General features: G+C 62.7%; 18 protein-coding genes and 1 pseudogene. 11 read left to right on the top strand and 8 right to left on the bottom strand.

The annotated features are described in order from the left end of the window. Window positions 1-10: 10 nt before the first annotated feature. A complete protein-coding gene (locus E1742_RS16780; RefSeq protein WP_134386124.1) occupies window positions 11-4732 on the bottom strand; it encodes a glutamate synthase-related protein in 4722 nt (1573 codons plus the stop codon). A gap of 328 nt (window positions 4733-5060) precedes the next feature. Next, window positions 5061-5762 (bottom strand): transposase, encoded by a 702-nt coding sequence (locus E1742_RS16775; RefSeq protein ID WP_134386123.1) that lies wholly within the window; start codon window positions 5760-5762, stop codon window positions 5061-5063. A gap of 528 nt (window positions 5763-6290) precedes the next feature. Here E1742_RS16775 and E1742_RS16770 point away from each other — a divergent pair. Continuing rightward, window positions 6291-7079: an alpha/beta fold hydrolase gene (locus E1742_RS16770; RefSeq protein WP_134386122.1), complete on the top strand. Its 789-nt coding sequence runs from the start codon at window positions 6291-6293 to the stop codon at window positions 7077-7079. Window positions 7080-7200: 121 nt separating this feature from the next. Here the strand turns inward: E1742_RS16770 and E1742_RS16765 are convergent, their stop codons facing one another. From E1742_RS16765 to E1742_RS16755, 3 genes are all read right to left on the bottom strand, one after another. After that, window positions 7201-7881 carry a response regulator transcription factor gene (locus E1742_RS16765; RefSeq protein WP_134386121.1) on the bottom strand — a complete coding sequence of 227 codons (681 nt, stop codon included), beginning with the start codon at window positions 7879-7881 and terminating at the stop codon, window positions 7201-7203. Between the two features lie 71 nt (window positions 7882-7952). Continuing rightward, the gene (locus E1742_RS16760; RefSeq protein WP_134386120.1) at window positions 7953-8978 is read right to left on the bottom strand and encodes a PAS domain-containing sensor histidine kinase; all 1026 of its coding nucleotides are present in this window, start codon (window positions 8976-8978) and stop codon (window positions 7953-7955) included. Between the two features lies 1 nt (window position 8979). Then, window positions 8980-12096 carry a DEAD/DEAH box helicase gene (locus tag E1742_RS16755; protein WP_134386119.1) on the bottom strand — a complete coding sequence of 1039 codons (3117 nt, stop codon included), beginning with the start codon at window positions 12094-12096 and terminating at the stop codon, window positions 8980-8982. Window positions 12097-12289: 193 nt separating this feature from the next. Between E1742_RS16755 and E1742_RS16750 the strand changes: the two genes are divergently transcribed. From E1742_RS16750 to E1742_RS16740, 3 genes are all read left to right on the top strand, one after another. Continuing rightward, window positions 12290-14638 carry a Tex family protein gene (locus E1742_RS16750; RefSeq protein ID WP_134386118.1) on the top strand — a complete coding sequence of 783 codons (2349 nt, stop codon included), beginning with the start codon at window positions 12290-12292 and terminating at the stop codon, window positions 14636-14638. A 96-nt stretch (window positions 14639-14734) separates the two neighbouring features. Further along, window positions 14735-15052 carry a Grx4 family monothiol glutaredoxin gene (gene grxD, locus E1742_RS16745; protein WP_134386117.1) on the top strand — a complete coding sequence of 106 codons (318 nt, stop codon included), beginning with the start codon at window positions 14735-14737 and terminating at the stop codon, window positions 15050-15052. Continuing rightward, entirely contained in the window at window positions 15045-15638 is a 594-nt protein-coding gene (locus E1742_RS16740; RefSeq protein ID WP_134386116.1) for a UbiX family flavin prenyltransferase, read from the top strand. The genes grxD and E1742_RS16740 overlap by 8 nt, the downstream gene beginning before the upstream one ends. Before the next feature lie 232 nt (window positions 15639-15870). On the opposite strand, the gene E1742_RS16735 is transcribed toward E1742_RS16740, so the two are convergent. Both E1742_RS16735 and E1742_RS16730 read right to left on the bottom strand, forming a co-directional pair. Next, on the bottom strand, window positions 15871-16278 hold the full coding sequence (locus E1742_RS16735; RefSeq protein ID WP_134386115.1) for a hypothetical protein: 408 nt from the start codon (window positions 16276-16278) through the stop codon (window positions 15871-15873). Window positions 16279-16585: 307 nt separating this feature from the next. Beyond that, window positions 16586-17641, bottom strand: a complete 1056-nt coding sequence (locus tag E1742_RS16730) for an MBL fold metallo-hydrolase (RefSeq protein WP_134386114.1) — start codon at window positions 17639-17641, stop codon at window positions 16586-16588. An 84-nt stretch (window positions 17642-17725) separates the two neighbouring features. On the opposite strand from E1742_RS16730, the gene E1742_RS16725 reads away from it, so the two are divergent. The 7 genes and pseudogenes from E1742_RS16725 (at window position 17726) to E1742_RS16695 (ending at window position 25224) form a co-directional block, all read left to right on the top strand. Further along, window positions 17726-18124: a MerR family transcriptional regulator gene (locus tag E1742_RS16725; RefSeq protein ID WP_134386113.1), complete on the top strand. Its 399-nt coding sequence runs from the start codon at window positions 17726-17728 to the stop codon at window positions 18122-18124. An 89-nt stretch (window positions 18125-18213) separates the two neighbouring features. Continuing rightward, window positions 18214-19398, top strand: a complete 1185-nt coding sequence (locus tag E1742_RS16720) for an isovaleryl-CoA dehydrogenase (RefSeq protein ID WP_134386112.1) — start codon at window positions 18214-18216, stop codon at window positions 19396-19398. 88 nt (window positions 19399-19486) lie between these two features. Then, window positions 19487-21300: pseudogene (gene aceK, locus E1742_RS16715) on the top strand (bifunctional isocitrate dehydrogenase kinase/phosphatase). Beyond that, the gene (locus E1742_RS16710) at window positions 21297-22496 is read left to right on the top strand and encodes an acetyl-CoA C-acetyltransferase (protein ID WP_134386111.1); all 1200 of its coding nucleotides are present in this window, start codon (window positions 21297-21299) and stop codon (window positions 22494-22496) included. The pseudogene aceK and the gene E1742_RS16710 overlap by 4 nt, the downstream one beginning before the upstream one ends. After that, entirely contained in the window at window positions 22496-23164 is a 669-nt protein-coding gene (locus E1742_RS16705; protein ID WP_134386110.1) for an SDR family oxidoreductase, read from the top strand. The genes E1742_RS16710 and E1742_RS16705 overlap by 1 nt, the downstream gene beginning before the upstream one ends. Window positions 23165-23294: 130 nt before the next feature. Next, window positions 23295-24422 carry an acyl-CoA dehydrogenase family protein gene (locus E1742_RS16700; protein ID WP_134386109.1) on the top strand — a complete coding sequence of 376 codons (1128 nt, stop codon included), beginning with the start codon at window positions 23295-23297 and terminating at the stop codon, window positions 24420-24422. A gap of 121 nt (window positions 24423-24543) precedes the next feature. Next, on the top strand, window positions 24544-25224 hold the full coding sequence (locus tag E1742_RS16695) for a response regulator (RefSeq protein ID WP_134386108.1): 681 nt from the start codon (window positions 24544-24546) through the stop codon (window positions 25222-25224). A 6-nt stretch (window positions 25225-25230) separates the two neighbouring features. On the opposite strand, the gene E1742_RS16690 is transcribed toward E1742_RS16695, so the two are convergent. Next, window positions 25231-26004, bottom strand: coding sequence for a hypothetical protein (locus E1742_RS16690; RefSeq protein ID WP_229466034.1), 774 nt, complete (start codon window positions 26002-26004; stop codon window positions 25231-25233). Window positions 26005-26200: the final 196 nt, after the last annotated feature.

Raw genomic sequence — 26200 nt, 5'->3', positions numbered from 1 at the left:
ATATTCCTTCTTACGCGGCGATGGCTTGCGTTTCGGCTTCGATGGCGGCGTTGTCGGCCAGCTCCACCAGTGCACGCTTGTATTCATTCGGGAAGACCTTGACGAACTTGCCACGGCTTTCCGCCCAAGTATCCAGCAAGAGGCGGGCGCGCGTGCTGCCCGTGTGCTTGAAGTGACGTTCGATCAGGCGCCTCAGGATCGTCTCGTCCGCTTCCGGCGTGCCATTGCGGTGCTGGGCGTGCCAGGTCGACTTGTCCAGATGCTGTTCCGTTGCCGGCAGCACTTCCTCCAGGCTGACCATCGACAGGTTGCACTTCCTCTCGAAGTCGCCGTCCGGGTCGTACACGTAGGCGATACCGCCCGACATGCCCGCCGCGAAGTTGCGGCCCGTGTTGCCCAGCACGACGACGGTGCCGCCCGTCATGTATTCGCAGCCGTGGTCGCCCAGGCCTTCGACGACAGCCGTCGCACCCGAGTTACGCACGGCGAAACGCTCGCCCGCCACGCCGTTGAAGAATGCCTCGCCGGAAATGGCACCGTACAGCACCGTGTTACCGATGATGATGTTGTTGACGGCCCAGCCACGGAACTCGGTGTTCGGCCGCACAATGATGCGCCCGCCCGACAGGCCTTTACCCACGTAGTCGTTGCCCTCACCCACCAGGTCGATCGTGATGCCATGCGCCAGGAACGCGCAGGCCGACTGGCCGGCAGTGCCCTGCAGCTGGATGTGGATCGTGTCGTCCGGCAGGCCGGCGTGGCCGTAGCGCTTGGCCACCTCGCCCGACAGCATCGTGCCGACGGTGCGGTTCAGGTTCTTCACCGGCGAGATGAACGAGACGCGCTCGCCCTTCTCCAGCGCCGCCTTGGCCTGCGCGATCAGCTTGTGATCGAGCGCCTTTTCCAGGCCGTGTTCCTGGTCCTCGTTGTGGTAGATGCACAGACCCTCGTCCACCTTCGGCTGGTAGAAGATGGCCGAGAAGTCCAGTCCCTGCGCCTTCCAGTGCGAGATCGCCTTCGATTTGTCCAGCAGGTCGGAGCGGCCGATCAGCTCGTTGTACGTGCGGATGCCCAGTTGTGCCATCAGCTGGCGGGCCTCTTCGGCAACGAAGAAGAAGTAATTGACGACGTGTTCGGGCTTGCCCTGGAACTTCGCGCGCAGTTCCGGGTCCTGCGTGGCAACGCCAACCGGGCACGTGTTCAGGTGGCACTTGCGCATCATGATGCAGCCTTCCACCACCAGCGGTGCCGTGGCAAAGCCGATCTCGTCCGCGCCCAGCATGGCCGCGATGACGACGTCGCGCCCCGTGCGCATCTGGCCGTCGGCCTGCACGCGGATACGGTTGCGCAGGCCATTGAGCACCAGCGTCTGCTGTGTCTCGGCCAGGCCCAGCTCCCACGGCGTGCCGGCGTGCTTCACCGACGACAGTGGCGAAGCGCCCGTGCCGCCGTCATGGCCGGCCACCACCACGTGGTCGGCCTTGGCTTTCGACACACCGGCGGCGACCGTACCGATACCCACTTCGGACACCAGTTTGACGGAGATCGACGCACGCGGATTCACGTTCTTCAGATCGTGGATCAGCTGCGCCAGATCCTCGATCGAATAGATATCGTGGTGCGGTGGCGGCGAGATCAGGCCGACACCCGGCACGGCAAAGCGCAAGGTGGCGATGTAGCCGGACACCTTGTGGCCCGGCAGCTGGCCGCCTTCGCCCGGCTTGGCGCCCTGCGCCATCTTGATCTGGATCTGGTCGGCCGAGTTCAGGTATTCCGCCGTGACGCCGAAGCGGCCGGACGCCACCTGCTTGATGCGCGAACGCAGCGAGTCGCCATCCTGCAGCGGGATGTCGACAACGACCTGGTCCTTGCCGATGACATCGGCCATCGTCGCGCCCTGCCTGATCGGAATGCCCTTCAGTTCGTTGACGAAGCGGTTCGGATCCTCGCCGCCTTCGCCCGTATTGGACTTGCCGCCGATGCGGTTCATGGCAATTGCCAGGGTCGCGTGCGCTTCCGTGGAGATCGAGCCCATCGACATCGCGCCGGTGGCAAAGCGCTTGACGATTTCCTTGGCCGGTTCCACTTCGTCCAGCGGGATCGCCTTCGAAGGATCGATCCGGAACTCGAACAGGCCGCGCAACGTCAGGTGACGGCGGGTCTGGTCGTTGATGATCTGCGCATACTCTTTGTACGTCGAGAAGTTGTTGGCGCGGGTCGAATGCTGCAGCTTGGCGATCGCATCCGGCGTCCACAGGTGGTCCTCCCCACGCACGCGATAGGCATATTCGCCGCCCGCATCGAGGCTCTTCGCCAGGGTCGGGTCGTTACCGAACGCCAGGTTGTGCAGGCGCAGGCCTTCCTCGGCAACTTCGAACAGGCCGATCCCCTGCACGTTCGATGCCGTGCCCTTGAAATACTTGTCGACGACGGACTTGTTCAGGCCGACGGCTTCGAAAATCTGCGCGCCGCAGTACGACATATACGTGGAAATGCCCATCTTCGACATCACCTTCATCAGACCCTTGCCCACGGCCTTGGTGTAGTTGTAGATGGCCTGGTCCGCCGTCAGGCTGCCCGGCAGTGCGTGCGCCAGGTCGGCCAGGGTTTCCATCGCCAGGTACGGGTGCACGGCTTCGGCGCCATAACCGGCCAGCAGCGCGAAGTGGTGCGTCTCGCGCGCCGAACCCGTCTCAACGACGAGACCGGTCGAGGCGCGCAGGCCTTTGCTGACCAGATGCTGGTGGATCGCCGACGTTGCCAGCAACGCCGGAATCGCCACGCGGTCAGCGCAGATGGCGCGGTCCGATACGATCAGGATGTTGTGGCCGGACTTGATCGCATCGACGGCTTCCGCGCACAGCGACGCCAGCGACGCTTCCACGCCTTCCTTGCCCCACGCCAGCGGGTAGCAGATCGACAGTTCATACGACTTGAACTTGCCGCCCGTGTGCTGGCCGATGTGGCGCAGGCGCGCCATGTCGTCGAACGACAGCACGGGCTGCGTCACTTCCAGGCGCATCGGCGGGTTGACGTTGTTCGTGTCCAGCAGGTTCGGCTTCGGACCGATGAACGATACCAGCGACATCACCATCGCTTCGCGGATCGGGTCGATCGGCGGGTTCGTCACCTGGGCGAACAGCTGCTTGAAGTAGTTATACAGCGGCTTGAGTTTGTTGGACATGACGGCCAGCGGCGAGTCATTGCCCATCGAGCCGACGGCCTCTTCGCCGTTGACGGCCATTGGCGCCAGCAGGAAGCGCAGGTCTTCCTGCGTGTAGCCGAACGCCTGCTGGCGGTCCAGCAGCGCGGCCGGCTGCTTCTCGCCCTGCGCGGTGCCGTATTTCGTCACGTTGTGCTGCAACTGGCTTTCCGACAGTTTCAGGGCGTTCAGCTTGATGCGCACCGCGTTGATCCACGCTTTATAGGGCTTGGCGTTGGCGTACGTGTCCTTGAGCTCTTTATCGTCGATGATGCGGCCCGCTTCCAGGTCGATCAGGAACATCTTGCCCGGCTGCAGGCGCCATTTCTGGATGATCTTCGATTCCGGGATCGGCAGCACGCCCGATTCGGATGCCATGACGACCAGGTCGTCGTCGGTGACGATGTAGCGCGCCGGACGCAGGCCATTGCGGTCCAGCGTGCCGCCAATGTAGCGGCCGTCGGTGAAGGCCATGGCGGCGGGGCCGTCCCATGGTTCCATCATCGCGGCGTGATATTCATAGAACGCCTTGCGATTGTCGTCCATCGTGGTGTGATTTTCCCACGCTTCCGGGATCATCATCATCATTGCCTGGGCCAGCGGATAACCTGCCATCAGCAGCAGTTCCAGCGCATTGTCAAAGCACGCGGTGTCCGACTGGCCTTCATAGATCAGCGGGAACAGCTTTTGCAGGTCGTCGCCCAGCACAGCCGACTTCATGACGCCTTCGCGGGCGCGCATCCAGTTGAAGTTGCCCTTGACGGTGTTGATCTCGCCATTGTGGGCGATCAGGCGGTACGGGTGGGCCAGCGGCCATTCCGGGAACGTGTTGGTCGAGAAGCGCTGGTGCACCAGCGCCAGCGCGGACACGCAGCGCGGATCCTGCAGGTCTTTATAGTAGACGCCGACCTGGTCGGCCAGCAGCAGGCCCTTGTAGACCACGGTGCGGGCCGACATCGACGGCACGAAGAACTCCTTGCCGTGGATTAGTTTCAGCGCCTGGATCGCGTGGCCCGACGATTTGCGGATCACGTACAGTTTGCGCTCGAGCGCATCGGTCACCATGATGTCCGGACCGCGGCCGATAAAGATCTGGCGGATCACCGGTTCCTTGGCCCGTACCAGCGGCGACATCGGCATTTCGCTGTCGATCGGCACATTGCGCCAGCCCAGCACGACCTGGCCTTCGATCCGCACGGCGCGCTCGATTTCCTGTTCGCAGGCAATGCGCGACGCGTTTTCCTTCGGCAGGAACACCATGCCCACGCCGTATTCGCCGGGAGGCGGCAGCTCGATACCCTGCCTGGCCATCTCGTCGCGGTAGAACTGGTCGGGGATCTGGATCAGGATGCCGGCACCGTCGCCCATCAGCTTGTCGGCACCGACAGCGCCCCTGTGATCGAGGTTTTTCAGGATCAACAGACCCTGCTCGACAATGGAATGGCTCTTGTTGCCTTTGATGTGAGCGACGAAACCGACGCCGCAGGCATCATGTTCGTTGGCTGGGTCGTACAAACCTTGCGCGTTCATGGGACTCTCCGAAGCAGGACCGCGAAACACATTCTACGGTGCCAATTTTTTCAATGAAAAATCAGGTTAGTGCAACGCACAAAAAAACTCAACATAAACAATTAGGGTCGGAGTCGAATTAAGCGCTGCAATGAATAACCAAATTTTAAATAGGGACAGAGTAATGCGGGCCCCAAAAAAACCGGGCAAGCCCCGGATTTTCAGGGAAATGTTGCGTATTACGCGCTGGCAGTGCTAAGTCGGAAGACCTTGGCCCGTCTTGGCAACCGGTAGCTGGCGTTCTGGAGTAATCGTCAGTGACTCGGCCCCGCGATGCTGGATGCCGCTGTTATCCCTGCTCAGCTGCGTTCTTGAACGGTCTCCCCCGCTTGGCCGGCAGGACCTGGCGCTTTGCGCGCTGCTCCAGCGTCTTCTTGTACTGTTCAGTGCCCAGAGGCCAGCCTTTCAGCACCGCGGCCTCCACGGCCTGAATCTGCGCGCCCGTCAGATACTGGTTAGCCAGTTCGATATAGGCGGCCTCCCGCTGAAAGGGCGTATTTCCCAGAGACCAGTACGTCGGATGGTCCGTGACGATACCATCCGGCCTGGCGCCAACGTGGTGCGCGTAGGTCGACCATGGATACTGGTCTGGCGCCGCAGCCAGCCCGGCACGCACGGGCGCGAACTCCATGTAGCGGCTGCAGATCAGCAGGTAATTGTCCGGATCGACGACCGACGTCTTATAGCGGCCATGCCATAACGTGCCGGCGCGGCCATATTTCTGGTTGTAGTGCGGCACATAGTAACGCCCCAGCCATTGCATCATCTGGCCCAGACCGTCCTCGTCCGATGGCGTGGCCAGCAGATGCAGCTGGTCCGGCAGCAGTACATAAGCGTGAATCGCCACCTTGTACGTTCGTGCTGCCGAGCGCAGCCACGCGAGGAACGTGGTGTAGTCCTCCTCATCCTGGAACACCGGCTGCCCGTTCAGGCCACGCTGGATGACGTAGTGCGGTTGCGAGGGGACGATGAGGCGGGGCAGGCGGGCCATGGGAGCGACTGGGCAAAAGTGCTATCGTAACTCATCGCAATGACTCCGTCCCAAGATCGCCTGTGACCCGCCGGCAGGCTGACTTCGTCGATTTTCTCCAGCCCGTTGCGTTTGCCGCTTCCAAGTTCGGTCCGTACCTTCCCCTCTGCCGGATCGCCGATACCGGCATCGGCCGAAAAATAAAAACACCTGCAGAGCTCGTGTCTGCGCAGGGGGTGAAGGGAGCTGTAACAGCAAGTCATCGCCGCCTTACAGGCACGGAGCGGTGCCGCGAAACCCCTTCATTGCCCCCAAGGTAGACACGATCCGGGCGGTGACAAAAAAATAAATACAAAAATCGCTTGCTATTAGATCGCACGCTATTTATAGTTCATTCCATGGCAGCGCGCAGTGCACCGAAGGAGACCTCGGCAGAGCAACAGGCACAGCACCCGGCCTGCGCAGCACGGAACTATTTGCCAGTACAGGTAACATATATGTAGTGCACGATTAAATAACACACTAACCCTGACATTAAAGGAAAATACCATGAAAGCCATCACCTCCATCGCCGTCGCCGCCGCCCTGATCGGTTCCGCTGCTGCCGTATCCGCCGCACCGGCCCCCGCCGTCAAGCCTACTGTCGTGCTGGTGCATGGCGCCTTTGCCGACTCGTCGAGCTGGGATGGCGTCGCCGCCAAACTGCAGGCCGACGGCTACAGCGTGATTGCCGCTGCCAACCCGCTGCGCAGCGTCAAGGGCGATGCCGAGGTGGTGTCGAGTGTCGTCAAAGGCATCAAGGGTCCGGTCGTGCTGGTTGGCCACTCTTATGGCGGCGCCGTGATTTCGACGGCAGCGCAAGGCAACGCCAACGTGAAGAGCCTGGTGTACGTGGCGGCCTTTGCGCCGGAAGCCGGTGAGAACGCAATCGAACTGTCCGGCCGCTTCCCCGGCAGCACCCTGGGTGGGGCCCTGGCCGCACCGGTCGCCCTGCCTGATGGCGGCAAGGACCTGTACATCGACCAGTCGAAATTCCACCAGCAGTTCGCTGCCGACGTGCCGAAAGCCAAGGCCCAGCTGATGGCCGTTGGCCAGCGTCCGATCGCCGAGTCGGCATTGAAAGAAGCGGCGGGTGCGCCGGCATGGAAGAACGTGCCTTCGTACTTCGTCTACGGTACGGCGGACAAGAACATCCCCGCCGCCGCGCTGAAATTCATGGCGCAACGGGCGCAATCGCGTAAAACGGTGGAAGTGGCGGGTGCATCGCACGTCGTGATGACGTCACACCCGGCGGAAGTGGCGAAGCTGATCGAACAGGCGGCTACTGCGCAGAACTAAGCGAGCGGGAGCGGCCATCCTTATGGCCGCTTGATTGAAATCGGGGACAGCCACCCATTTTTTGGGAAACATTGCCCAAGGATGGGTGCCTGTCCCTCGTTTTGACCTGGACCGCCGGAGGCTATGATAGATTGAAACTGGCGGACAGGCTGTAGCCCTCGCCATACGCACTACGCAGCGGCAGGTCCTGACCGAGCCCGGTTTTTGCCTTCTTGCGCAGACGATAGACCAGCATGTCGACGCGGCGGCCGGCATCCGGGTCGTCGCCGCCAATGCCCGCGACGATCACCTGGCGCGGCACCGGCCGCGTGTTAATCGTCAGCAGGTGCAGGAAGTTGCACTCTTTTTCCGTCAACGTGATGGCTTGTCCCTGCAGTTCCAGCTGGCGTGCCGCCAGGCGCAGCGTCCACTTGCTAGGCAGCGGGGCCGTTTCCTGCGGGCCCACGCGGCGGTCCAGCGCTTCCAGATGGGCGGCCAGTTCCGGGAATTTGATCGGTTTCGTCAGGTAGTGATCGGCACCCAGGCGAAGTCCCATGATGCGGCTGTCGAAATTGACGCGCCCCGTCAGCACGATCAGGCCGATTTGCGGATACAGCTGGCGCATGCGCGGGATGACGTTGATGCCATCCTCGTCCGGCAGGCCCAGGTCGAGTACGACGACACCGACATTGCCCTGGCTCAGCGCCGACCACATTTCTCCAGCATTGTTCGTAATGCCGACTTCGTGCCCCAATTCTGTTAGGAATTCCGCCATCTCTTCGGCGTATTCCAGGTTGTCTTCCACGATCAGTAATTGCGTCATCGATGCGCCATTCTTACAGTTGTTACGCTATGTCAAAGGATTATCACGGCAGTAACGAGTGGGTGCAAGGCTTATAGGGGCACAGGTAGCCAAATCCGGAATTTTTTGCCGCTTTCAAGCAAATTCTGTACCGAGACATTGCCACCGTGCACTTCAACAATGGATTTTGCCATGTATAAACCCAAACCAGACCCTGGAACCGTGGCCGTCGCGCGTCCGCGAAAGCCCTTGTCGAACACTCGCTCGAGTTCGTCGGTAGGTATGGCTGGGCCGGTATCGGCGACGACGAATTCTACGCCACCTTCACTTGCCTTTCCGGCAAATATTTCAATAGTGCTAACGTCGGGACTGTATTTGATGGCATTGTCCAGCAGAACTTCCAGACACATCCGTATGCCGGCAGGATCGCAACGCACCCGCGCTTGCAGCTCACCGCAATGAACGACGACCGTGCGACGACGCTGGCGCCCCTCTTCGGCGACCTGTTCCACCAGCGCCGCCGGATCGATGGAATTTTCCTGCCGCTCGCGGCCAATGCTGGCCAGCCGGTCCGGCGACAGGTACTCATCCATCATGGCCAAGAGTCGGTCAACGGCCCCCTGAATCTTGCGATACCGCTTTTTGGTGGCCTCATCCGCATTCCCGTGCGTCATTTCCAGACGCTGGATGGCGCCATCGATCGTTGCCAGCGGGGTGCGAAATTCATGGGACAGCATCGATGCGAATTTTTTCTGCTGAGCATCGCCGGCGCGGCGGCTCGTGATATCGCGCACGACACCGACCAGCCGCAGCCCTTCCGGGGTCGCCACGAGCGTCGATTCGATCTCGACGGGAACAGGACCGTTACGGCCCTCCAGCTCGGCTTCCCGTCGCACCGTGCGACGCGTGTCGTCGCCGTTTTCAACGCGGGCGAGCCGGGCAGGCAAGTCCACCAGCAGGTTGTCCGCGACGGCCTGCACCGTCTCCGGCTCCCAGCCCAGCAACCGCGCGGCCGCCGGGCTGACATACAGCAGCCGCGCCGTGGCGCAGTCGACCATCCAGTGGATGTCGCTGCTGTAGTCCAGCATCAGCCGATAGTCGCCGGGCGCGATGGCCATGTCAGTCCGCCAGGGGGGCAAAGATCTGCTGCAGGTCTTCCTGCGTCAGCGCCATCTTCTGCGATTCGCCTTCGGCCAGCACGGAATTGGCCAGATCGGCCTTCTTCTGCTGCAGCACCTGGATTTTCTCTTCCAGCGTGCCCTTGGCAATCAATTTATAGACAAACACGGGTTTATCCTGCCCGATGCGCCAGGCGCGGTCCGTTGCCTGGTTTTCTGCCGCCGGATTCCACCACGGGTCGTAGTGGATGACGGTATCGGCGGCTGTCAGGTTCAGGCCGACACCACCCGCCTTCAGGCTGATCAGGAAGATCGGCACGGCGCCCTGCTGGAACGCGGCCACCTGCGCGCCGCGGTCGCGGGTCTCGCCCGTCAGCAGCGCGTACGGGATGTCGCGCGCTTCCAGCTCTTCCTCGATCAGTTCCAGCATCGACGTGAACTGCGAGAACACAAGAATCTTGCGATCTTCTTCCAGCAGGTCTTCCAGCATCTGCATCAGGTCCGTCAGCTTTGCCGAGCCTGCTGCCTGCTGCTTGCGTGGCGACAACGTCTTGACTAGGCGCGGATCGCAGCACACCTGGCGCAGCTTCAGCAGTGCCTCGAGGATGACGATCTGGCTGCGCGCCACGCCCTTGCGGTCGATTTCCTCGCGCACTTTCTGGTCCATCGCCAGGCGTACGGTTTCGTACAGGTCGCGCTGGCCGCCCGTCAGTTCCACGCGGCGCACCATTTCCGTCTTGGGCGGCAGTTCCTTCGCCACGCTGTCCTTGGTACGGCGCAGCAGGAACGGCTTGATGCGGCGGTTCAGCAGCATGCGGCGCACGGGGTCGTCCTGGCGTTCGATCGGGTGACGGAACTGCGAATTGAACGATTTTTCGTCGCCCAGCAGGCCCGGCAGCAGGAAGTGGAATTGCGACCACAACTCGCCCAGGTGGTTTTCCAACGGCGTGCCGGACAGGCACAGCCGATGTTTCGTGCGCAGCAGGCCGGCGCTCTGGGCGGCTTTCGAGCGGGTGTTCTTGATGTAGTGCGATTCGTCCAGGATGACCATGTGGAAATCGTGCTCGCGCAGCTTTTCCTCGTCACGGGGCAGCAATGCATACGTCGTCAGCACCAGGTCCGCCTCCGGAATCTTGTCGAACAGCTCGGCGCGATCCTTGCCCTGCAGCAGCAGCACATTCAGGCTTGGTGCGAACCGCGCCGCCTCGTCCTGCCAGTTACCCATCAGGCTGGTAGGCGCGATGACGAGCGTCGGCTGCGTCATCCGTCCCGACTCCTTTTCGACCAGAATGTGGGCCAGCGTCTGCACCGTTTTACCGAGGCCCATGTCGTCGGCCAGAATGCCGGCCAGGCCGTATTCGCGCAGGAATTGCATCCACGACAGACCGTCGGTCTGGTAGTCGCGCAGCGTGGCCTGCAGGCCGGCCGGCGTCTCGATGCGTTTGACGGACGAGAACTGGTTCAGGCGGCGGCCCATGTCGCGCAGTTCTTCGCCGCCGGTCCAGACGAACTCGCCGCTCTTGGCCAGCTCGTCCAAGCGCGCCGCGTCCAGGGTGGCCATGCGCACGGCATGGCGGATCTTGTCGTTGAAATACAGTTCGCCCAAGGTCGTCAGAATCGGCTTGACCCGCTGCCACGGCAGCGCCACGCGCTTGCCGTTCGGTAACGTGGCCAGCATCTGGTCCGTCTCGCCATGCAGGGCCAGCGCTTTCGGACTGAAGTCGTTGGGCATATTGCGGATCATCTGCACCAGCACCGGCAACAGCGGAATACGTTCCTGCTCGACGGTGACGCCCAGCTCCAGCTCGAACCACGCGTTGCCCGTTTCCGGGCCCTCTTCCTCGACTTCGGCATACCAGTCGTCCACCGCCGTCATGTCATAACGGTATTTCGACGTTTTCTCGACCTGCCAGCCTTCGGCTTTCAGCTGCTCGATACCGAACTCGGCAAAACGGATCCAGTCCGCCTGGTTGGCCAGCAGCAAGCCGCCGCGCACGCTGGAGAGCGGCAATGCCGTTGGCTTGCGGAAACCGAGGCCCGTCAGCATTTCCAGCGCGGCGGCTTCGGCCGTCTCGTCGCGCTGGATGATTTCCGTCACTTCGCCGCGCTGGCGCACGACGCGCTGCGATGGGTCGAACGATACCCGCTCGCCATCGTAGTCGTAGGACAGCACGGCGTAATCGTGCCAGCGCTGCGCCGTGCCATCGGCCAGCTGGGCCGAGTCGAGCACGAGGATCGGGCGCGGCTTGACGTCGTCGCGCAGACGCTGCGGCAACGGCTGAGGCAGTGGCATCAGCTGTTGCAGGCCATGGGCCAGCAGCAGTTGCGACACGCGCATCTTGTCGTTCGGCATCAGCAATGGCGCTTGCGCGACCAGTGCCTGCAGGTCGGCCAGCGGAATATCCGCACCGCCCTGGTTCAGGTGCAGTACGCCGCAGGACAGATTGTCGATATACCACGGCGGTTCGGTCGGCAGCATGTAGTCGATCTGGTCAGCCCCAGCGTTGCGGCTGCCTTCCGGCGCCTCGACTTTCCAGCCCAGGCGCAACCCCTTGCCCTCTTCGCGCCAGGCCAGGTTGGCCGTGCGTTGGGGGCCCGCCTTCATCGGATAGACGAGGCCATTGCCAACGTCCGCCCAGGAATTTGCCCACAGCAACTTATCCTGTTCTGACAGCATTTGCAGCAGGGCGGCGCCGATCTTGCCTCGCGGTTCGGTCGCGCTGCCCGTCTGCGAGTTCGGCCCTGTGCGCATGGCAACAAAGAATCGGACCAGATCCTCGTCGCCCGGCTCCAGGAACGCGGGCGGCGTGGACAGCAGCGAGAACACTTCGTTGACGGGACTGGCTGCCGCCACGTCGCCGTTCGGCCTCAGGCGCGCCTTGTACAGGCACAGCGCCACGTGCCGGCCACCGGACGTCGGGGCCAGCACATAGATCAGCCGGTACGTGGTCTGCTTCGGGTCGGGATCGGTGGGAGCAAGCTTCGCCTTCGGATGCGCGGCTGCGTCAACGCGCTGCAGCCACGTGGCCACGGCATAGGGCAGCTGCGTCGCCGGCGGGTTGGCCGGGGCAGCGGGAGCAGCGGGAACTTCGCGGGTTTCGTCGCGGGTCAAATCCATTGGGCGCATGTCGTATTGAGACGGTTCAAAAACAGCAACACGCAATATTATCCGCCAACAGGGTTTTTGTGTTTGTGAAAGTTCTAACTTAGCGTCCCGAATGCGCGGGGGCACAGGTCTGTTGCGCTGTCAAGACTGGACCTGACCTGCGGAGGGCGTATCATTCCGGGCTTGTCTGACCGGAATTCAATACATGCTGCCTTCAATCGAACAACGCCTGGCCGTCGAACTGGCCGCCAAGCCGGCCCAGGTGGCCGCCGCCGTCGCCCTGCTGGATGAGGGTGCCACCGTCCCCTTTATCGCCCGTTACCGCAAGGAAGCCACTGGCGGGCTGGACGATATCCAGCTGCGTCTGCTGGAAGAGCGCTTGCGCTACCTGCGCGAGCTGGAAGACCGGCGCGCCGCCATCGTGGCGTCCATTACCGAACAGAACAAGATGACGCCGGCGCTGCTGGACGCTGTCATGCATGCCGAGGACAAGACCCGGCTGGAAGATTTGTATCTGCCGTACAAACAGAAACGGCGTACGAAGGCCCAGATCGCCATCGAAGCCGGCCTGGCGCCACTGGCGGACAGCCTGTTGGCCGACCCGACCATCAATCCTGAAGCCGAAGCCGGCAAATTCCTGCGCGACGCGTTTACGAGTACGGACGGCAACAATCCTGGCGTGCCGGACACCAAAGCGGCACTGGACGGCGCGCGACAGATCCTGATGGAACGCTTTGCCGAGGACGCGAATCTGCTGCAGTCGCTGCGCGAATATGTACAGGACCACGGCGTCGTCGAATCGAAAGTGGTGGAAGGCAAACAGGAAGAAGGCGAAAAGTTTGCCGATTACTTCGATTATTCGGAACCGCTGGCCGCCGTGCCGTCGCACCGGGCCCTGGCCCTGCTGCGCGGGCGCCGCGAAGGCATCCTCGACGTGACGTTGCGCCTGGACACGGAAGCGGAAAAACCGAAGTGGGACGCGCCGCACAACCCGTGCGAAAGCCGCATTGCCGCGCATTTCGGCATCAAGTCCGCCGGCCGCCCGGCCGACAAGTGGTTGACCGACACCGTGCGCTGGACGTGGCGCGTGAAAAGCTTCATGCACCTGGAAAGCGAACTGATGGGCGCGCTGCGCGACAAGGCGGAGCTGGACGCCATCAGCGTGTTTGCAACGAATTTAAAAGCGCTGCTGCTGGCGGCCCCGGCCGGCCCGCGTGCAACGATGGGCCTGGACCCAGGCCTGCGCACAGGTGTCAAAGTGGCCGTGGTCGATGCGACCGGCAAGGTTGTGGATACCGCCACGGTTTATCCACACCAGCCGCGCAACGATTGGGAAGGCACGCTGCACACGCTGGGTCAGCTGGCGGCCAGACACAATGTCTCCCTGATTTCGATCGGCAACGGCACCGCGTCGCGCGAGACGGACAAACTGGCGCAGGATCTCATCAAACGTCACCCGGAACTGAAGCTGACGAAAATTGTCGTCTCGGAAGCGGGCGCGTCGGTGTATTCGGCCTCCGAATTCGCGTCGCGCGAGTTGCCGGACCTGGACGTATCGATCCGCGGTGCGGTTTCGATTGCCCGACGCTTGCAGGATCCGCTGGCCGAGCTGGTGAAAATCGACCCGAAATCGATTGGCGTGGGCCAATACCAGCACGATGTGAGCCAGTCGCAACTGGCGCGCACGCTGGACGCCGTCGTCGAGGATTGCGTGAATGCCGTCGGTGTCGACGTCAACACGGCCTCGGCGCCGCTCTTGGCGCGCGTGTCCGGCCTGTCGGCCAGCGTGGCGCAGAGCATCGTCACCTACCGCGACATGAAGGGGGCGTTCACCTCGCGCGCGGCACTGAAGGCCGTGCCGCGCCTGGGCGAGAAAACGTTCGAACAGGCCGCCGGCTTCCTGCGTGTGATGAACAGCGACAACCCGCTGGACGCGTCCGCCGTACACCCCGAGTCGTACCCGGTGGTGGAAAAAATCCTGGCGGACATCAAGAAAGACATCAAGGGCGTCATCGGTGCCGCGTCCGTGCTGAAGAGCTTGAATCCGGCCAAGTATGCGGATGAAACATTCGGCGTGCCGACGGTGACGGACATCCTCAAAGAGCTGGAAAAGCCGGGCCGCGACCCGCGTCCCGAATTCACGACGGCCACGTTCAAGGAAGGCGTCGAGGAAATCCGCGACCTGCGGCCGGACATGATCCTGGAAGGCGTTGTTACCAACGTGGCCGCGTTTGGCGCATTTGTCGACATCGGCGTGCACCAGGACGGCCTTGTGCACATTTCCGCCCTGTCGACCAGTTTCGTGAAGGACCCGCACACAGTGCTCAAGGCGGGCCAGGTCGTCAAGGTGAAAGTGCTGGAAGTGGACGAGAAGAGGAAGCGCATCGCCCTGACGATGCGCCTGTCCGACAGCGCGCCGCAGCCCGGCACGAAGCCGGAACAGCGGGCCGATCGCACCGACCGCCGCGCCATGGGCCAGCAGCAGAAATCGCAGTCGCGCGAGCCGGCCATGGGCGGTTCGATGGCGGCGGCGTTTGCCAAGCTGAAGGGCTGACGGCGGGCAGCGGCCGCCCCGCGCGGCCGTGCCTGCAGGCGTGGGGCGATTCCCTGTAAAATGCGCCTATCCCAAATTTTTCTTTTCGAGGCAGCTATGAGCGACGTACAAAACTGGATCAAGGAAACCGTGACGACCGCCCCGGTGGTGTTGTTCATGAAAGGCACCGCCCAGTTCCCGCAGTGCGGCTTTTCCGGCCGTGCGATCCAGATCCTGAAAGCATGCGGCGTCGAGAACATCGCCACCGTGAACGTGCTGGACGATCCGGAAGTCCGTCAGGGCATCAAGGAATATTCGAACTGGCCGACGATTCCGCAGCTGTACGTGCGCGGCGAATTCGTGGGCGGCTCGGACATCATGAGCGAGATGTACGAATCGGGCGAACTGAAGGCACTGCTGCAAAATAATGGCTGACCGCCCGCGGCGGATCGTCATTGCCATCACGGGCGCCACCGGCGCCGTGTATGGCGTGCGACTGCTGCAAACCCTGCGCGCGCTGAACGCGCAGGGACCGCGGATCGAAACGCACCTGGTGATTTCGGACGCCGCGGTACTGACCTTGCATGAAGAGACGGGCATGGCCCGGCGCGAAGTGGAAGCGCTGGCCGACGTCGTTCACAAGTCCCACAACGTGGGCGCCACCATTGCCAGCGGCTCCTACCAGACGGACGCCATGGTGATTGCCCCCTGCTCCATGAAAACGCTGGCAGCCGTCGCGCACGGGCTGTCGGACAATCTCATTGCGCGCGCCGCCGACGTCGTCCTGAAAGAGCGGCGCCGCCTGATCCTGATGGTGCGCGAGACGCCGTTCAACCTGGCGCACCTGCGCAACATGACGGCCGTCACCGAGATGGGCGGCATCGTGTTTCCTCCGCTGCCCAGCTTTTATCACAAGCCACAGACGATCGACGACATCGTCGACCATACCGTCGCGCGCGTGATCGATCTGTTGGGGATTGAACTGGCGGGCGCGCCGCGCTGGAATGGTTTGAACGGCTGACGGACGACACGGCCAGACCGACGCGCGCCAGCACTGCAGGCTCGCCCGAGCGGCAATGACGCAGGCCGGCCCGCCTGCGCATGGCGGACGTCCGTGAAGATGCCGCACGCCGGCATGCGGCATGCGGTATGCGGCAGCCCGCCAGTGCTGGCGGGACGCATCTGTGGTTGGCGGGGCGGGGGCAAGCACCTATCGTCGAGTTCCGGACCCGACGATAGGTGCCTGCCCCCGATTACTTCTGGTAGTTCACCCGTACCAGCATCCGAATGAACTCCCTGGCGATCTGGCGGTGGTGCTCATCGAGCCGCTGCAAGTCGGCAATCAGCTTCACATCGGCCGATTCGAAACGCGATGGCGCGTTGCCACCGTCGCCTGCCGGGGCCGCCGCTTCCGGGCCGCCAAAGCGCAGCCATTCCGCAGGCACACCCAGCCATTGCGCGATCATGCGCAGCTTTTCCTGGGTGGGGATCGCTTCCCCGACCAGCCATTTTCGGGCAGCGTGGACGGTAATCGGCCGGCCATCGAAGCGGATGTTAAATTCTCGGGCCAGTCGGGTTGGGCTGTCGGGAGAGTAGTGGGCGTTTTTCAAGGCCTGCTGTAGCCGCTGGCTAAAGCTTTCGCGTTCATTCGAAGAATTCATAGTTGCACTATTTCATGTCACGACATGAATGTCAGTCTCAAGCGTGCTCAGACCGATTGTGACAAATTTGGGCTGATTAAAATTAACATTTTAACCTCCAATCAATCACAGTAGCCAGTCATAATCTAACTTGCAAGTGGAATATAAGCTTTTCTTGAAAGCCTGTTCCATTGGTACAACGGACACATCCATTGTATTTTTAGCAATAATTAGCACGAAGAGACGCCAGAGACGTTCACAACCGCCTCTTTGTTACGAATTTTTCATTGCGCACGCACTGGCCAATTGCAACGAAACCGCTACTCTGTCATCGCGCGGTACGAAAACGTATCATGCCGCCACCGTCACTTTCACGTCGCACGATACCGTCCCGCCATAATTTATGCAGATGGGCCAGGGCCTCGCCCAGCGCAAAGCTGAGCATGTGTGCGTCCAGCGGACGGCGGAACATGATCGGTACGATCTCGGCCGCCGTGCGCGGCTGCTGGCACGCTTCAACCACCTCTTCCAGCCGCGCGGCATGGTGCGAGCGCAGCTGGTCGATGCGGGTGTGCAGCCCCTGAAACGCCCGGCCGTGGGCCGGCAGGACCAGCACGTCGTCCGGCAGGGCATGAAATTTATTCAACGAGTCGAGGTATTGCTGCAGCGGGTTGCCTTCTGGCTCGATGGCGAACACGGAGACGTTGGTCGAAATGCGCGGCAGCACCATGTCGCCCGACACCAGCACGTTCAGCTCGGCGCAATACAGTGAGGCGTGCTCGGGCGAATGGCCGAAGCCCGTGATGACGCGCCAGCCGCGCCCGCCGATCTCCACCACCTGCCCGTCCTGCAGCCGGTCATAGCACTGCGGCACGGCCGGCACCAGCGACGGGTAGTAATTGCGGCGGCTCTGCATCTTTTCCAGCATGTCCGCATCCGTCAGGCCGTGGCGCTGGAAGTGCGGCAACGCCGCCGTACCATCCACGCCGGGCAGCGCCGCCGCCATCATGCGCGCAAACGCATACTCGCCAGCCGTCATTGCCAGCGGCACCTGCCAGCGTGTGCACAGCCAGTCCGCCAGGCCCACATGATCGGGATGGCAATGCGTGACCAGCACCCGCTGCAGCGGCTTGCCGTCGAATTGCTGCGCCATAATGGCTTCCCAGCCGGCGCGCGAGGCGTCCGTCGATGCGCCCGTGTCCACCACCGTATAGCCGGGCACGCCGTCCACCGCGTCGTCCAGCAGCCACAGATTGATATGGTCGAGTGCGAACGGCAACGGCAGCCGCAGCCAGCGCATGCCTGGGGCAATGTCGAGAGCATCGCCCGGTGCGGGCACCTGCTCGCCCAGTGGATAGTGAAGTTGGGATTCCAGCGGGTTCATTGGCGTTCTTTCCTCGTGCCCATCGAAAGGCTACAATGCAGTTGACGTTACGTAAACGGAAACTCCGAGAATCTATTGTAAGCCATGCCGACCTACACCATCACCGAACTGGCCCGCGAGTTCGACATTACCCCCCGCGCCATCCGTTTTTATGAAGACCAGGGTCTGCTCAGCCCGTCGCGCGAGGGCGCTGGCGGGCGCAACCGCGTCTACCTGCCGCGCGACCGTACCCGCCTGAAGCTGACATTGCGGGGCAAGCGGCTGGGTCTGTCGCTGTCGGAAATCAGGAGCCTGGTCGACATGTACGAGTCGCCCAAGGACACCGAGGCGCAAATGCACCGTTTTCTCACCGTGCTGGCGCAGCACCGGGAAACCCTGGAACAGCAGCGCGAGGATATCGAGATGTCGCTGTCCGAGATCACGGCCCACGAGGAAGAGTGCAAGCGCCTGCTGGCCGAACGCCAGGCGGCCGCCAGCCAATGAGGTACAAGCGTTCTGCTTGACGTTTACGTTAACGTCACATCGGCGTATGATTTGCGATCCATAACGATTCTCCAGAAGACGAGGAAGACATGCTCCATCTCCCAGGCCTGACGTTTGACCACGGCGAGGATATCGCCGCCCTGCGCGAAGCAGTCCAGCAGTTCGCGGCAGCGGAAATCGCGCCGCGCGCGGCCGACATCGACCGTTCCGACCAGTTCCCGATGGACCTGTGGCGCAAGATGGGCGAGCTGGGCGTGCTGGGCATTACCGTTGGCGAGGAGTATGGCGGCGCCAACATGGGCTATCTGGCGCACATCGTCGCAATGGAAGAGATTTCGCGCGCGTCGGCGTCCGTCGGCCTGTCGTACGGTGCCCACTCGAACCTGTGCGTCAACCAGATCAAGCGCAATGGCACGGAAGAGCAGAAGCGCAAGTACCTGCCGAAACTGATCTCGGGCGAGCACGTGGGCGCCCTGGCCATGTCCGAGCCGAACGCCGGGTCGGACGTCGTCAGCATGAAGCTGCGCGCGGACTTCAAGGGCGACCGCTGGGTACTGAACGGCACCAAGATGTGGATCACCAACGGTCCCGATGCGGATACCCTGGTCGTCTATGCCAAGAACGACCTGGAAGCGGGCCCGCGCGGCATGACGGCGTTCCTGATCGAAAAAGGTTTCAAAGGGTTCTCGATCGCCCAGAAGCTCGACAAGCTGGGCATGCGCGGTTCGCACACGGGTGAACTGGTGTTCCAGGACTGCGAAGTGCCGGCCGAGAACGTGCTGGGCGGGTTAGGAAAAGGCGTCAACGTGCTGATGTCGGGCCTGGACTTCGAGCGCACCGTGCTGTCCGGCGGTCCGCTGGGCATCATGCAGGCGTGCATGGACGCTGTCGTACCGTACGTGCACGACCGCAAGCAGTTCGGCCAGCCGATCGGCGAATTCCAGCTGATGCAGGGCAAGCTGGCCGATATGTACTCGACGATGATGGCATGCAAGGCCTACGTGTACGCCGTCGGCCAGGCATGCGACCGCGCGACGACGCCGGAACAGGTGCGCGCGCTGCGCAAGGACGCCGCCGGCGCCATCCTGTACAGCGCCGAAAAAGCCACATGGATGGCAGGCGAGGCGATCCAGGCGCTGGGCGGCAACGGCTACATTAACGAATACCCGGTGGGCCGCCTGTGGCGCGACGCCAAGCTGTACGAAATCGGCGCCGGCACCAGCGAAATCCGCCGCATGCTGATCGGCCGCGAACTGTTCGCGGAAACCAAGTAAGCTCAAGCCCTACCGCCGAGCTTGTGACAACATCGGGGCCAGTCACCAAACCTGTCACGGGCCCGGCAGTCACCTTGCGAGAACGCCGATGAGCCAGGCTTTTCCCAAACTGCTGTCGTCCCAGATCGCGTTCGATATCGCGTTGACGATGCGCGACGGTTTCGACAAGCATTACCGGCTGTTCCGCCAGGCCAGCCAGGACGCGAAGCGCTACTTCGAGCGGGGGAGTGGGCGGTCGCGCAGGCGGCCGCGCGCGAGCGGATCGGCTTTTATGATCGGCGCGTGCAGGAATGCGTGCAGTTGCTGGAAGACGAGTACGATCCGGCCGAGCTGACGGACGATGTCTGGCGCGAGGCCAAGCTGCACTACATCGGCATCCTGTCCGGCCACAAGCGGCCGGAACTGGCCGAAACGTTTTTCAACTCCGTGTGCTGCAATATCCTGCACCGCAGCTACTTCCACAACGAGTTCATTTTTGTGCGGCCCGTCGTGTCGACCGAATATATCGAGACGGACGAGCTGGCGCCCACGTACCGGGTCTACTACCCTGCCGTGGACGGCATGCACTTTACATTGAAGCGCATCGTCACCAACTTCCAGCTGGACGCCAGGTTTGCCAATCTGGCGCGCGACGTGCAGCAAGTCGAGGCGCGCGTAAAGGATTTTTTCGGCGACGTGCTGGAGCCGAACGCGCAGTTCCAGGTCCTGTCGAGCCTGTTCTTCCGCAACAAGGGTGCCTACATCGTCGGCAAGGCGATCAACGGCGACCGCGAACAGCCGTTTGTCGTGCCCATCCTGCACAACCGGCACGGCGAACTCGTGCTCGACACGGCGCTGCTGGAGCGCGAACAGATCGTCATCCTGTTCTCGTTTACGCGGGCATACTTCCTGGTCGACATGGAGGTGCCGTCAGCCTACGTGCAGTTCCTGCGCACGCTGCTGCCGCGCAAGCCGCGCAGCGAGATCTACACAATCCTGGGACTGCAAAAGCAGGGCAAGACGCTGTTCTACCGGGATTTCCTGCAGCATTTGAAACACTCGTCCGACCTGTTCGAGACGGCGCCCGGCATTCGCGGCCTTGTCATGCTGGTGTTCGCGCTGCCGTCGTTCCCGTATGTGTTCAAGGTCATCAAGGATTTCTATCCGGCGCCAAAGGACACGACGCGCGCGCAGATCAAGGAAAAGTACCTGCTCGTCAAACATCACGACCGCGTGGGACGCATGGCCGATACGCTCGAGTATTCCGACGTCGCTTTCCCGCGCGCGCGCTTTTCCGAGGCGCTCGTGGCCGAGCTGAAGCACCACGCGCCGTCGCTGATCGAGGAGGATGGCGACAACCTCATCATCCGTCACCTGTACATCGAGCGGCGCATGGTGCCGCTGAACCTGTGGCTGACGCAGGCGGAGCAGGCCGGCAATGATGCCGACATCGAGCATGGCATCGTCGAATACGGCAATGCCATCAAGGATCTCGTCGCCGCCAATATCTTCCCGGGCGATATGCTGTATAAAAATTTCGGCGTCACGCGCCACCGCCGCGTCGTGTTCTACGACTACGACGAGATCGAATACATCACCGATTGCGTGTTCCGCACGATTCCCGAGGCGAGAAACGAGGAGGACGAGATGTCGTCCGAACCCTGGTACCCCATCGGCAAGCACGACGTGTTCCCTGAGCAATTCGGCAAATTCCTGCTGGGAAACGCAAAGATCCGCACCTGTTTCATGAGGCACCATGCCGACCTGCTGACCGCCGAGTGGTGGCAGGGGCGCAAGCAGCGCATTCTCGACGGTGTCGTCGAAGACGTTTTCCCGTATCCGCAGGCGATACGCTTCTGCAATCAACCCGCGGCCCCGGCAACGACCGGTGCGCCGCTTCTTCCGGAGACTATTTCAACATGAACGATCCCATCGTTATCGTCGGTGCAGCCCGTACCCCCATGGGCGCCTTCCAGGGCGACTTTTCCAGCCTGTCCGCAAATGACCTTGGTGCCGTCGCGATCAAGGCGGCCGTCGAGCGCGCCGGCATCCGGCCCGAACTCGTCGAGCACGTCTATTTCGGCAACTGCCTGATGGCGGGCCAGGGACAGGCGCCAGCCCGCCAGGCGCTGCTGAAGGCAGGCTTACCCACGTCCACGGGCGCCGTCACCCTGTCGAAAATGTGCGGCTCCGCCATGCAGGCTGCCATCTTCGCACATGACCAGCTGGTCGCCGGCAGCGCCGACGTCGTCATCGCCGGCGGCATGGAGTCGATGACCAACGCCCCCTACCTGATTCCGAAGGCACGGGGCGGCTACCGCATCGGCCACGGCATGATGTTCGACCACATGATGCTGGACGGCCTGGAAGACGCTTACAGCAAGGATGAAAAGACGGGCGGCGGCCGCTCGATGGGCACGTTTGCGGAAGAATGCGCGACGAAATTCAGCTTTACGCGCGAAGCGCAGGACGCGTACGCCATCGAGTCCGTCAAGCGCGCGCAGGCTGCGGCAACGGGCGGCAAGTTCGCCTGGGAAATCGCCCCCGTGACCGTGACCGGCCGCGGCGGCGACACGGTGATCGACAAGGATGAAGGTCCGCTGAAAGCCAAGCTGGACAAGATCCCGTCGCTGAAACCGGCGTTCAAGAAGGATGGCACGATCACGGCGGCCTCGTCGTCGTCGATCAACGACGGCGCGGCCGCACTGGTCATGATGCGCGAGTCGACGGCCAGACAGCTGGGCGCGCCCATCATCGCGAGGGTCGTCGGCCACGCCACCAATGCGCTGGCGCCGAACGAATTCACGACGGCACCCGTCGGCGCCATCCAGAAGCTGTTGAAAAAGAACGGCTGGAAGGTGGCCGATGTCGACCTGTTCGAGATCAACGAAGCGTTTGCCGCCGTGCCCATGGCCGCGATGCACGAGCTGGACATCCCGCACAGCAAGGTCAACATCCATGGCGGCGCCTGCGCATTGGGCCACCCGATCGGCGCCTCCGGCGCGCGCATCATCGTCACGTTGCTGGGCGCGCTGAAGGACCGTGGTGCGCAACGCGGCGTGGCGGCACTGTGCATCGGCGGCGGCGAAGCGACTGCCGTCGGCATCGAGCTGGTGTAATGGCGACCGCACTCGTCATCGGCGCATCGCGCGGCATCGGCCAGGCGCTGGCACGCCAGTACGTGGACGCGGGCTGGCGCGTCATCGCCACGGCACGCAAGGACGAAGACTGCGCGGCACTCGTGGCGATGGGAGCGGAGGTGCATGCGCTGGACGTCACCAACGTGGAAGCCGTCGCCGGGCTGGGCTGGAAGCTGGACGGCGAGCATCTGGACGTCGCCATCCTGAACGCGGGCGTCTATGGGCCGCGCCATGACGGCTTCCCCGTCCAGGCCGACTTCGACAACGTCATGCACACCAACGTCCTGGCCGCAATGCGGCTGCTGCCGATCCTGGCGCCGATGGTCGCGACCACGCGCGGCAAGCTGGCCGTGATCTCATCGAAGATGGGCTCGCTCAGCGAGCGCCACAGTGCGACCGGTTCGCTGTACCGGGCCAGCAAGGCGGCGCTGAACTCGGTGCTGATCGACACGGCCATCACGTTCGGCAACCAGGGCGTGACGTGCGTGGCGTTCCACCCGGGCTGGGTCAAGACGGACATGGGCGGCGCCGAGGCGGACATCACCCCGGAACAAAGCGCCGCCGGCATCCGCGCCACGCTGGCGTCACTGCCCGCATTGGACAAGGCAACGTACGTCACGTACGACGGACAGCCGATCGGCTGGTAAGCGCTAAAGACGAGCCCGCTGACAACATCGGGGTCAGGCACAGATGTTGTCACGGCCCCAGCCGTAGTGACAGTTTTCGTGCCTGACCCCGATGTTGTCACGAGCTGAACAATAGAAGAATGGAAGAGACATGGTACTGAGCGAAGAACATCAGATGATCCGCGATGCGTTGCGCAGTTATGCGCAGGAGCGGCTGGCGCCCAACGCGGCGCGCTGGGACAGGGAGCATTATTTTCCGCAGGCGGAGCTGAAGGAGCTGGCAGGGTTGGGCGCGTTTGGCGTGGCCGTGCCCGAGGCGCTGGGTGGTGCCGGGCTGGACTACGTGTCGCTGGCCCTGGTGCTGGAGGAAATCGCGGCCGGCGACGGCGGCACGTCGACGATTATCTCCGTCAACAATTGCCCCGTCTGCAGTATCGGCATGATGTACGCGAACGCGCGCCAGAAGGAGCAGTGGCTGCGTCCGCTGGCGCAGGGACAGATGCTGGGTGCGTTCTGCCTGACCGAGCCGCACACGGGCAGCGATGCGGCGGCGCTGCGCACGACGGCCACGCGCGACGGCGACCATTATGTGCTCAATGGCGTCAAGCAGTTCATCACGTCGGGCAAGTATGCGGACGTGGCCATTGTCATGGCCGTTACCGACAGGGCGGCCGGCAAGAAAGGCATCAGTGCGTTCTGGGTGCCGACTGCGACGCCCGGTTACATCGTTGCCGGACTGGAGCAGAAAATGGGCCAGCATTCGTCCGACACGGCGCAGATCCTGTTTGAACACTGCCGCATCCCCGCCGAAAACCTCATCGGCGAGGAAGGGATGGGCTACAAGATTGCGCTGTCCGGCCTGGAAGGCGGCCGCATCGGCATCGCCTCGCAGTCGGTCGGCATGGCGCGCGCCGCGTTCGAGGCGGCGCTGACCTATGCGCGCGAGCGTGAAACGTTCGGCCAGCCGATCTTCAATCACCAGTCGGTGCAGTTCAGGCTGTCTGAGATGGCGACGCAGATCGAAGCGGCCCGCCAGCTGATCCTGCATGCGGCATCGATGAAGGATGCGGGACTGCCTTGCCTGAAGGAAGCGGCGATGGCAAAGCTGTTCGCGTCCGAAATGGCGGAACGCGTCTGCTCGGACGCGATCCAGGTCCATGGCGGTTATGGCTACGTGTCGGACTTCCCCGTGGAGCGGATTTACCGCGACGTGCGCGTCTGCCAGATCTACGAAGGCACCAGCGACATCCAGAAACTGCTGATCGCCCGGGCGCTTTGAAACGAAGCCATTCTCCGTCGCGGAAAATCGTCTCGATTGTGTAAGAGATTGTCATAATATGAGAAGGTTTTTCCGCTGATGCGCAACGCTCACCTAAAATGTTGCACGAAGGAGAATTGCTATGTATCGAGTGATGCTGGTGGAGGACGATGCCCGCCTGGCCGATCTGGTCATGGAGTATCTGGCGGGCTATGAGTTCAAGGTGGACGTCGTTAGCCGGGGTGACGAGGCTGTCGCCCGCTTCAAGGCCGCGCCGCCCGATATCGTGGTACTGGACCTGATGCTGCCTGGCCTGGACGGCATGCTGGTCTGCCGCCAGTTGCGCGATCTGACCAAGATTCCCATCCTGATCATGACCGCGCGGGAAGACTCGTACGACGAAGTGTCGCTGCTGGAACAGGGCGCGGACGACTTCATCAACAAGCCGGTGCAACCGCGCGTGCTGCTGGCCCGCCTGCGCGCGCTGCTGCGCCGCACCCAGACGAAACAGGCCAGCGACATGCTGACGTTCGGTGCGCTGTCGATCGCCACCAGCGACCGCACCGTCACATGGCGCGGCGAGCCCTGTGTGCTCAGCAATACCGAATACAAGCTGCTGCTGGTGCTGGCGGAGTCGGCCGGCACGGTGCTGTCGCGCGATGCACTGCTGAAGAAAATGCGCGGCATCGAATTTGACGGGCTCGACCGCAGCATCGACAACAGCATCTCGAAACTGCGCCGCAAGTTCGACGATGCGGACTCGGAAAAGATCAAGACGGTGTGGGGCGAAGGCTATCTGTTCTCGCCGTCGGCGTGGGCGTAGACGGCGTTACTCGATCACGGGTACAATCGCCAGTGGCGCGTTCTGGCTGATCACCTGGCCCCGCTCCGGCCAGCTGGCGAAGCGATAGACCATGACGCGAAAGTCGGTGGTCGTGTCGCCGTCGAACACGGCGCCCTCCTCCGGCGCCAACGCGACTTCGCGTTCCGCGTCACGCACCCGTACCGTCGCGTCGCTGCGCTTCGGGAACGCGAAGCGCACGCCGGCGCAGTGCCGGCTTTGGTAGCCGGCATCCGTGCTGCGCAAATACTGCAGCGCCTGGTCACAGGCAATGCGCAGCTCTTGTCCTTCATAAATCCCGTCGACGCGGGCGACGATCGACAGCCGCGGTTGGAAGCTGAACCCGCTTACCTTGCGGTTCAACACCAGCACGGCGTTCTCGTCGTATGCCGCTTTCAGTAGCGGCAACGTGATGCGCCCTGTGGGGTCCAGCGGCAGGTCCAGCTGGGTCGTCCGGCCTGACAGCGTCAGACGCAAGCCTTCCGCCGACTGGCCATCCTTCGGCGATACCTGATAGTGGTCCTGCAGCAAGTTCTTGGCCTTGCCATATTTGGCGAACGTCACCATGGCCCGGTAGGCGTCCCGGTAGCTGACCCAGCCGCGCTCCTGCGGCTGCGCGGTGGCGCTGCCCATACACAGGATCAGCAGGGCCAGCATCCAGCCCGCCGCGTGGGGGACGACGCTGTGGCGCGGCAGCGCAACCCTGCGCCTGTTCGCGTTCTGAACGATGGAAGACCTCCGGTTCAGCAGGCCGATCGCCATCCAGTCGGTTGCAGCGCTATCACGCTGCGGGTGTTGCGCTGCTGGCGGCAGGTCGACGAGGGATGCTCACAAAGACTCCATTTGGAAACAATAATTGCCATCTTACCCAGCAGACCCAGCATAATCCACAGCACTTTGTCCGCTTTTTGTCATAAAAATGTCGGCGCGGTTTTACAGGACTTGATTCTTATAGAAT

The sequence above is a fragment of the Pseudoduganella plicata genome (genome assembly GCF_004421005.1).
Classification (GTDB): domain Bacteria; phylum Pseudomonadota; class Gammaproteobacteria; order Burkholderiales; family Burkholderiaceae_D; genus Rugamonas; species Rugamonas plicata.
This window is presented reverse-complemented; position numbering and strand designations above follow the sequence as displayed.

What these genes read in the sequence shown, in the direction of transcription:
- E1742_RS16780 (WP_134386124.1), bottom strand. Translation starts at nt 4,732, where the DNA reads ATGAACGCGCAAGGTTTGTACGACCCAGCCAACGAACATGATGCCTGC.
- E1742_RS16775 (WP_134386123.1), bottom strand. Translation starts at nt 5,762, where the DNA reads ATGGCCCGCCTGCCCCGCCTCATCGTCCCCTCGCAACCGCACTACGTC.
- E1742_RS16770 (WP_134386122.1), top strand. Translation starts at nt 6,291, where the DNA reads ATGAAAGCCATCACCTCCATCGCCGTCGCCGCCGCCCTGATCGGTTCC.
- E1742_RS16765 (WP_134386121.1), bottom strand. Translation starts at nt 7,881, where the DNA reads ATGACGCAATTACTGATCGTGGAAGACAACCTGGAATACGCCGAAGAG.
- E1742_RS16760 (WP_134386120.1), bottom strand. Translation starts at nt 8,978, where the DNA reads ATGGCCATCGCGCCCGGCGACTATCGGCTGATGCTGGACTACAGCAGC.
- E1742_RS16755 (WP_134386119.1), bottom strand. Translation starts at nt 12,096, where the DNA reads ATGGATTTGACCCGCGACGAAACCCGCGAAGTTCCCGCTGCTCCCGCT.
- E1742_RS16750 (WP_134386118.1), top strand. Translation starts at nt 12,290, where the DNA reads ATGCTGCCTTCAATCGAACAACGCCTGGCCGTCGAACTGGCCGCCAAG.
- grxD (WP_134386117.1), top strand. Translation starts at nt 14,735, where the DNA reads ATGAGCGACGTACAAAACTGGATCAAGGAAACCGTGACGACCGCCCCG.
- E1742_RS16740 (WP_134386116.1), top strand. Translation starts at nt 15,045, where the DNA reads ATGGCTGACCGCCCGCGGCGGATCGTCATTGCCATCACGGGCGCCACC.
- E1742_RS16735 (WP_134386115.1), bottom strand. Translation starts at nt 16,278, where the DNA reads ATGAATTCTTCGAATGAACGCGAAAGCTTTAGCCAGCGGCTACAGCAG.
- E1742_RS16730 (WP_134386114.1), bottom strand. Translation starts at nt 17,641, where the DNA reads ATGAACCCGCTGGAATCCCAACTTCACTATCCACTGGGCGAGCAGGTG.
- E1742_RS16725 (WP_134386113.1), top strand. Translation starts at nt 17,726, where the DNA reads ATGCCGACCTACACCATCACCGAACTGGCCCGCGAGTTCGACATTACC.
- E1742_RS16720 (WP_134386112.1), top strand. Translation starts at nt 18,214, where the DNA reads ATGCTCCATCTCCCAGGCCTGACGTTTGACCACGGCGAGGATATCGCC.
- E1742_RS16710 (WP_134386111.1), top strand. Translation starts at nt 21,297, where the DNA reads ATGAACGATCCCATCGTTATCGTCGGTGCAGCCCGTACCCCCATGGGC.
- E1742_RS16705 (WP_134386110.1), top strand. Translation starts at nt 22,496, where the DNA reads ATGGCGACCGCACTCGTCATCGGCGCATCGCGCGGCATCGGCCAGGCG.
- E1742_RS16700 (WP_134386109.1), top strand. Translation starts at nt 23,295, where the DNA reads ATGGTACTGAGCGAAGAACATCAGATGATCCGCGATGCGTTGCGCAGT.
- E1742_RS16695 (WP_134386108.1), top strand. Translation starts at nt 24,544, where the DNA reads ATGTATCGAGTGATGCTGGTGGAGGACGATGCCCGCCTGGCCGATCTG.
- E1742_RS16690 (WP_229466034.1), bottom strand. Translation starts at nt 26,004, where the DNA reads ATGGCGATCGGCCTGCTGAACCGGAGGTCTTCCATCGTTCAGAACGCG.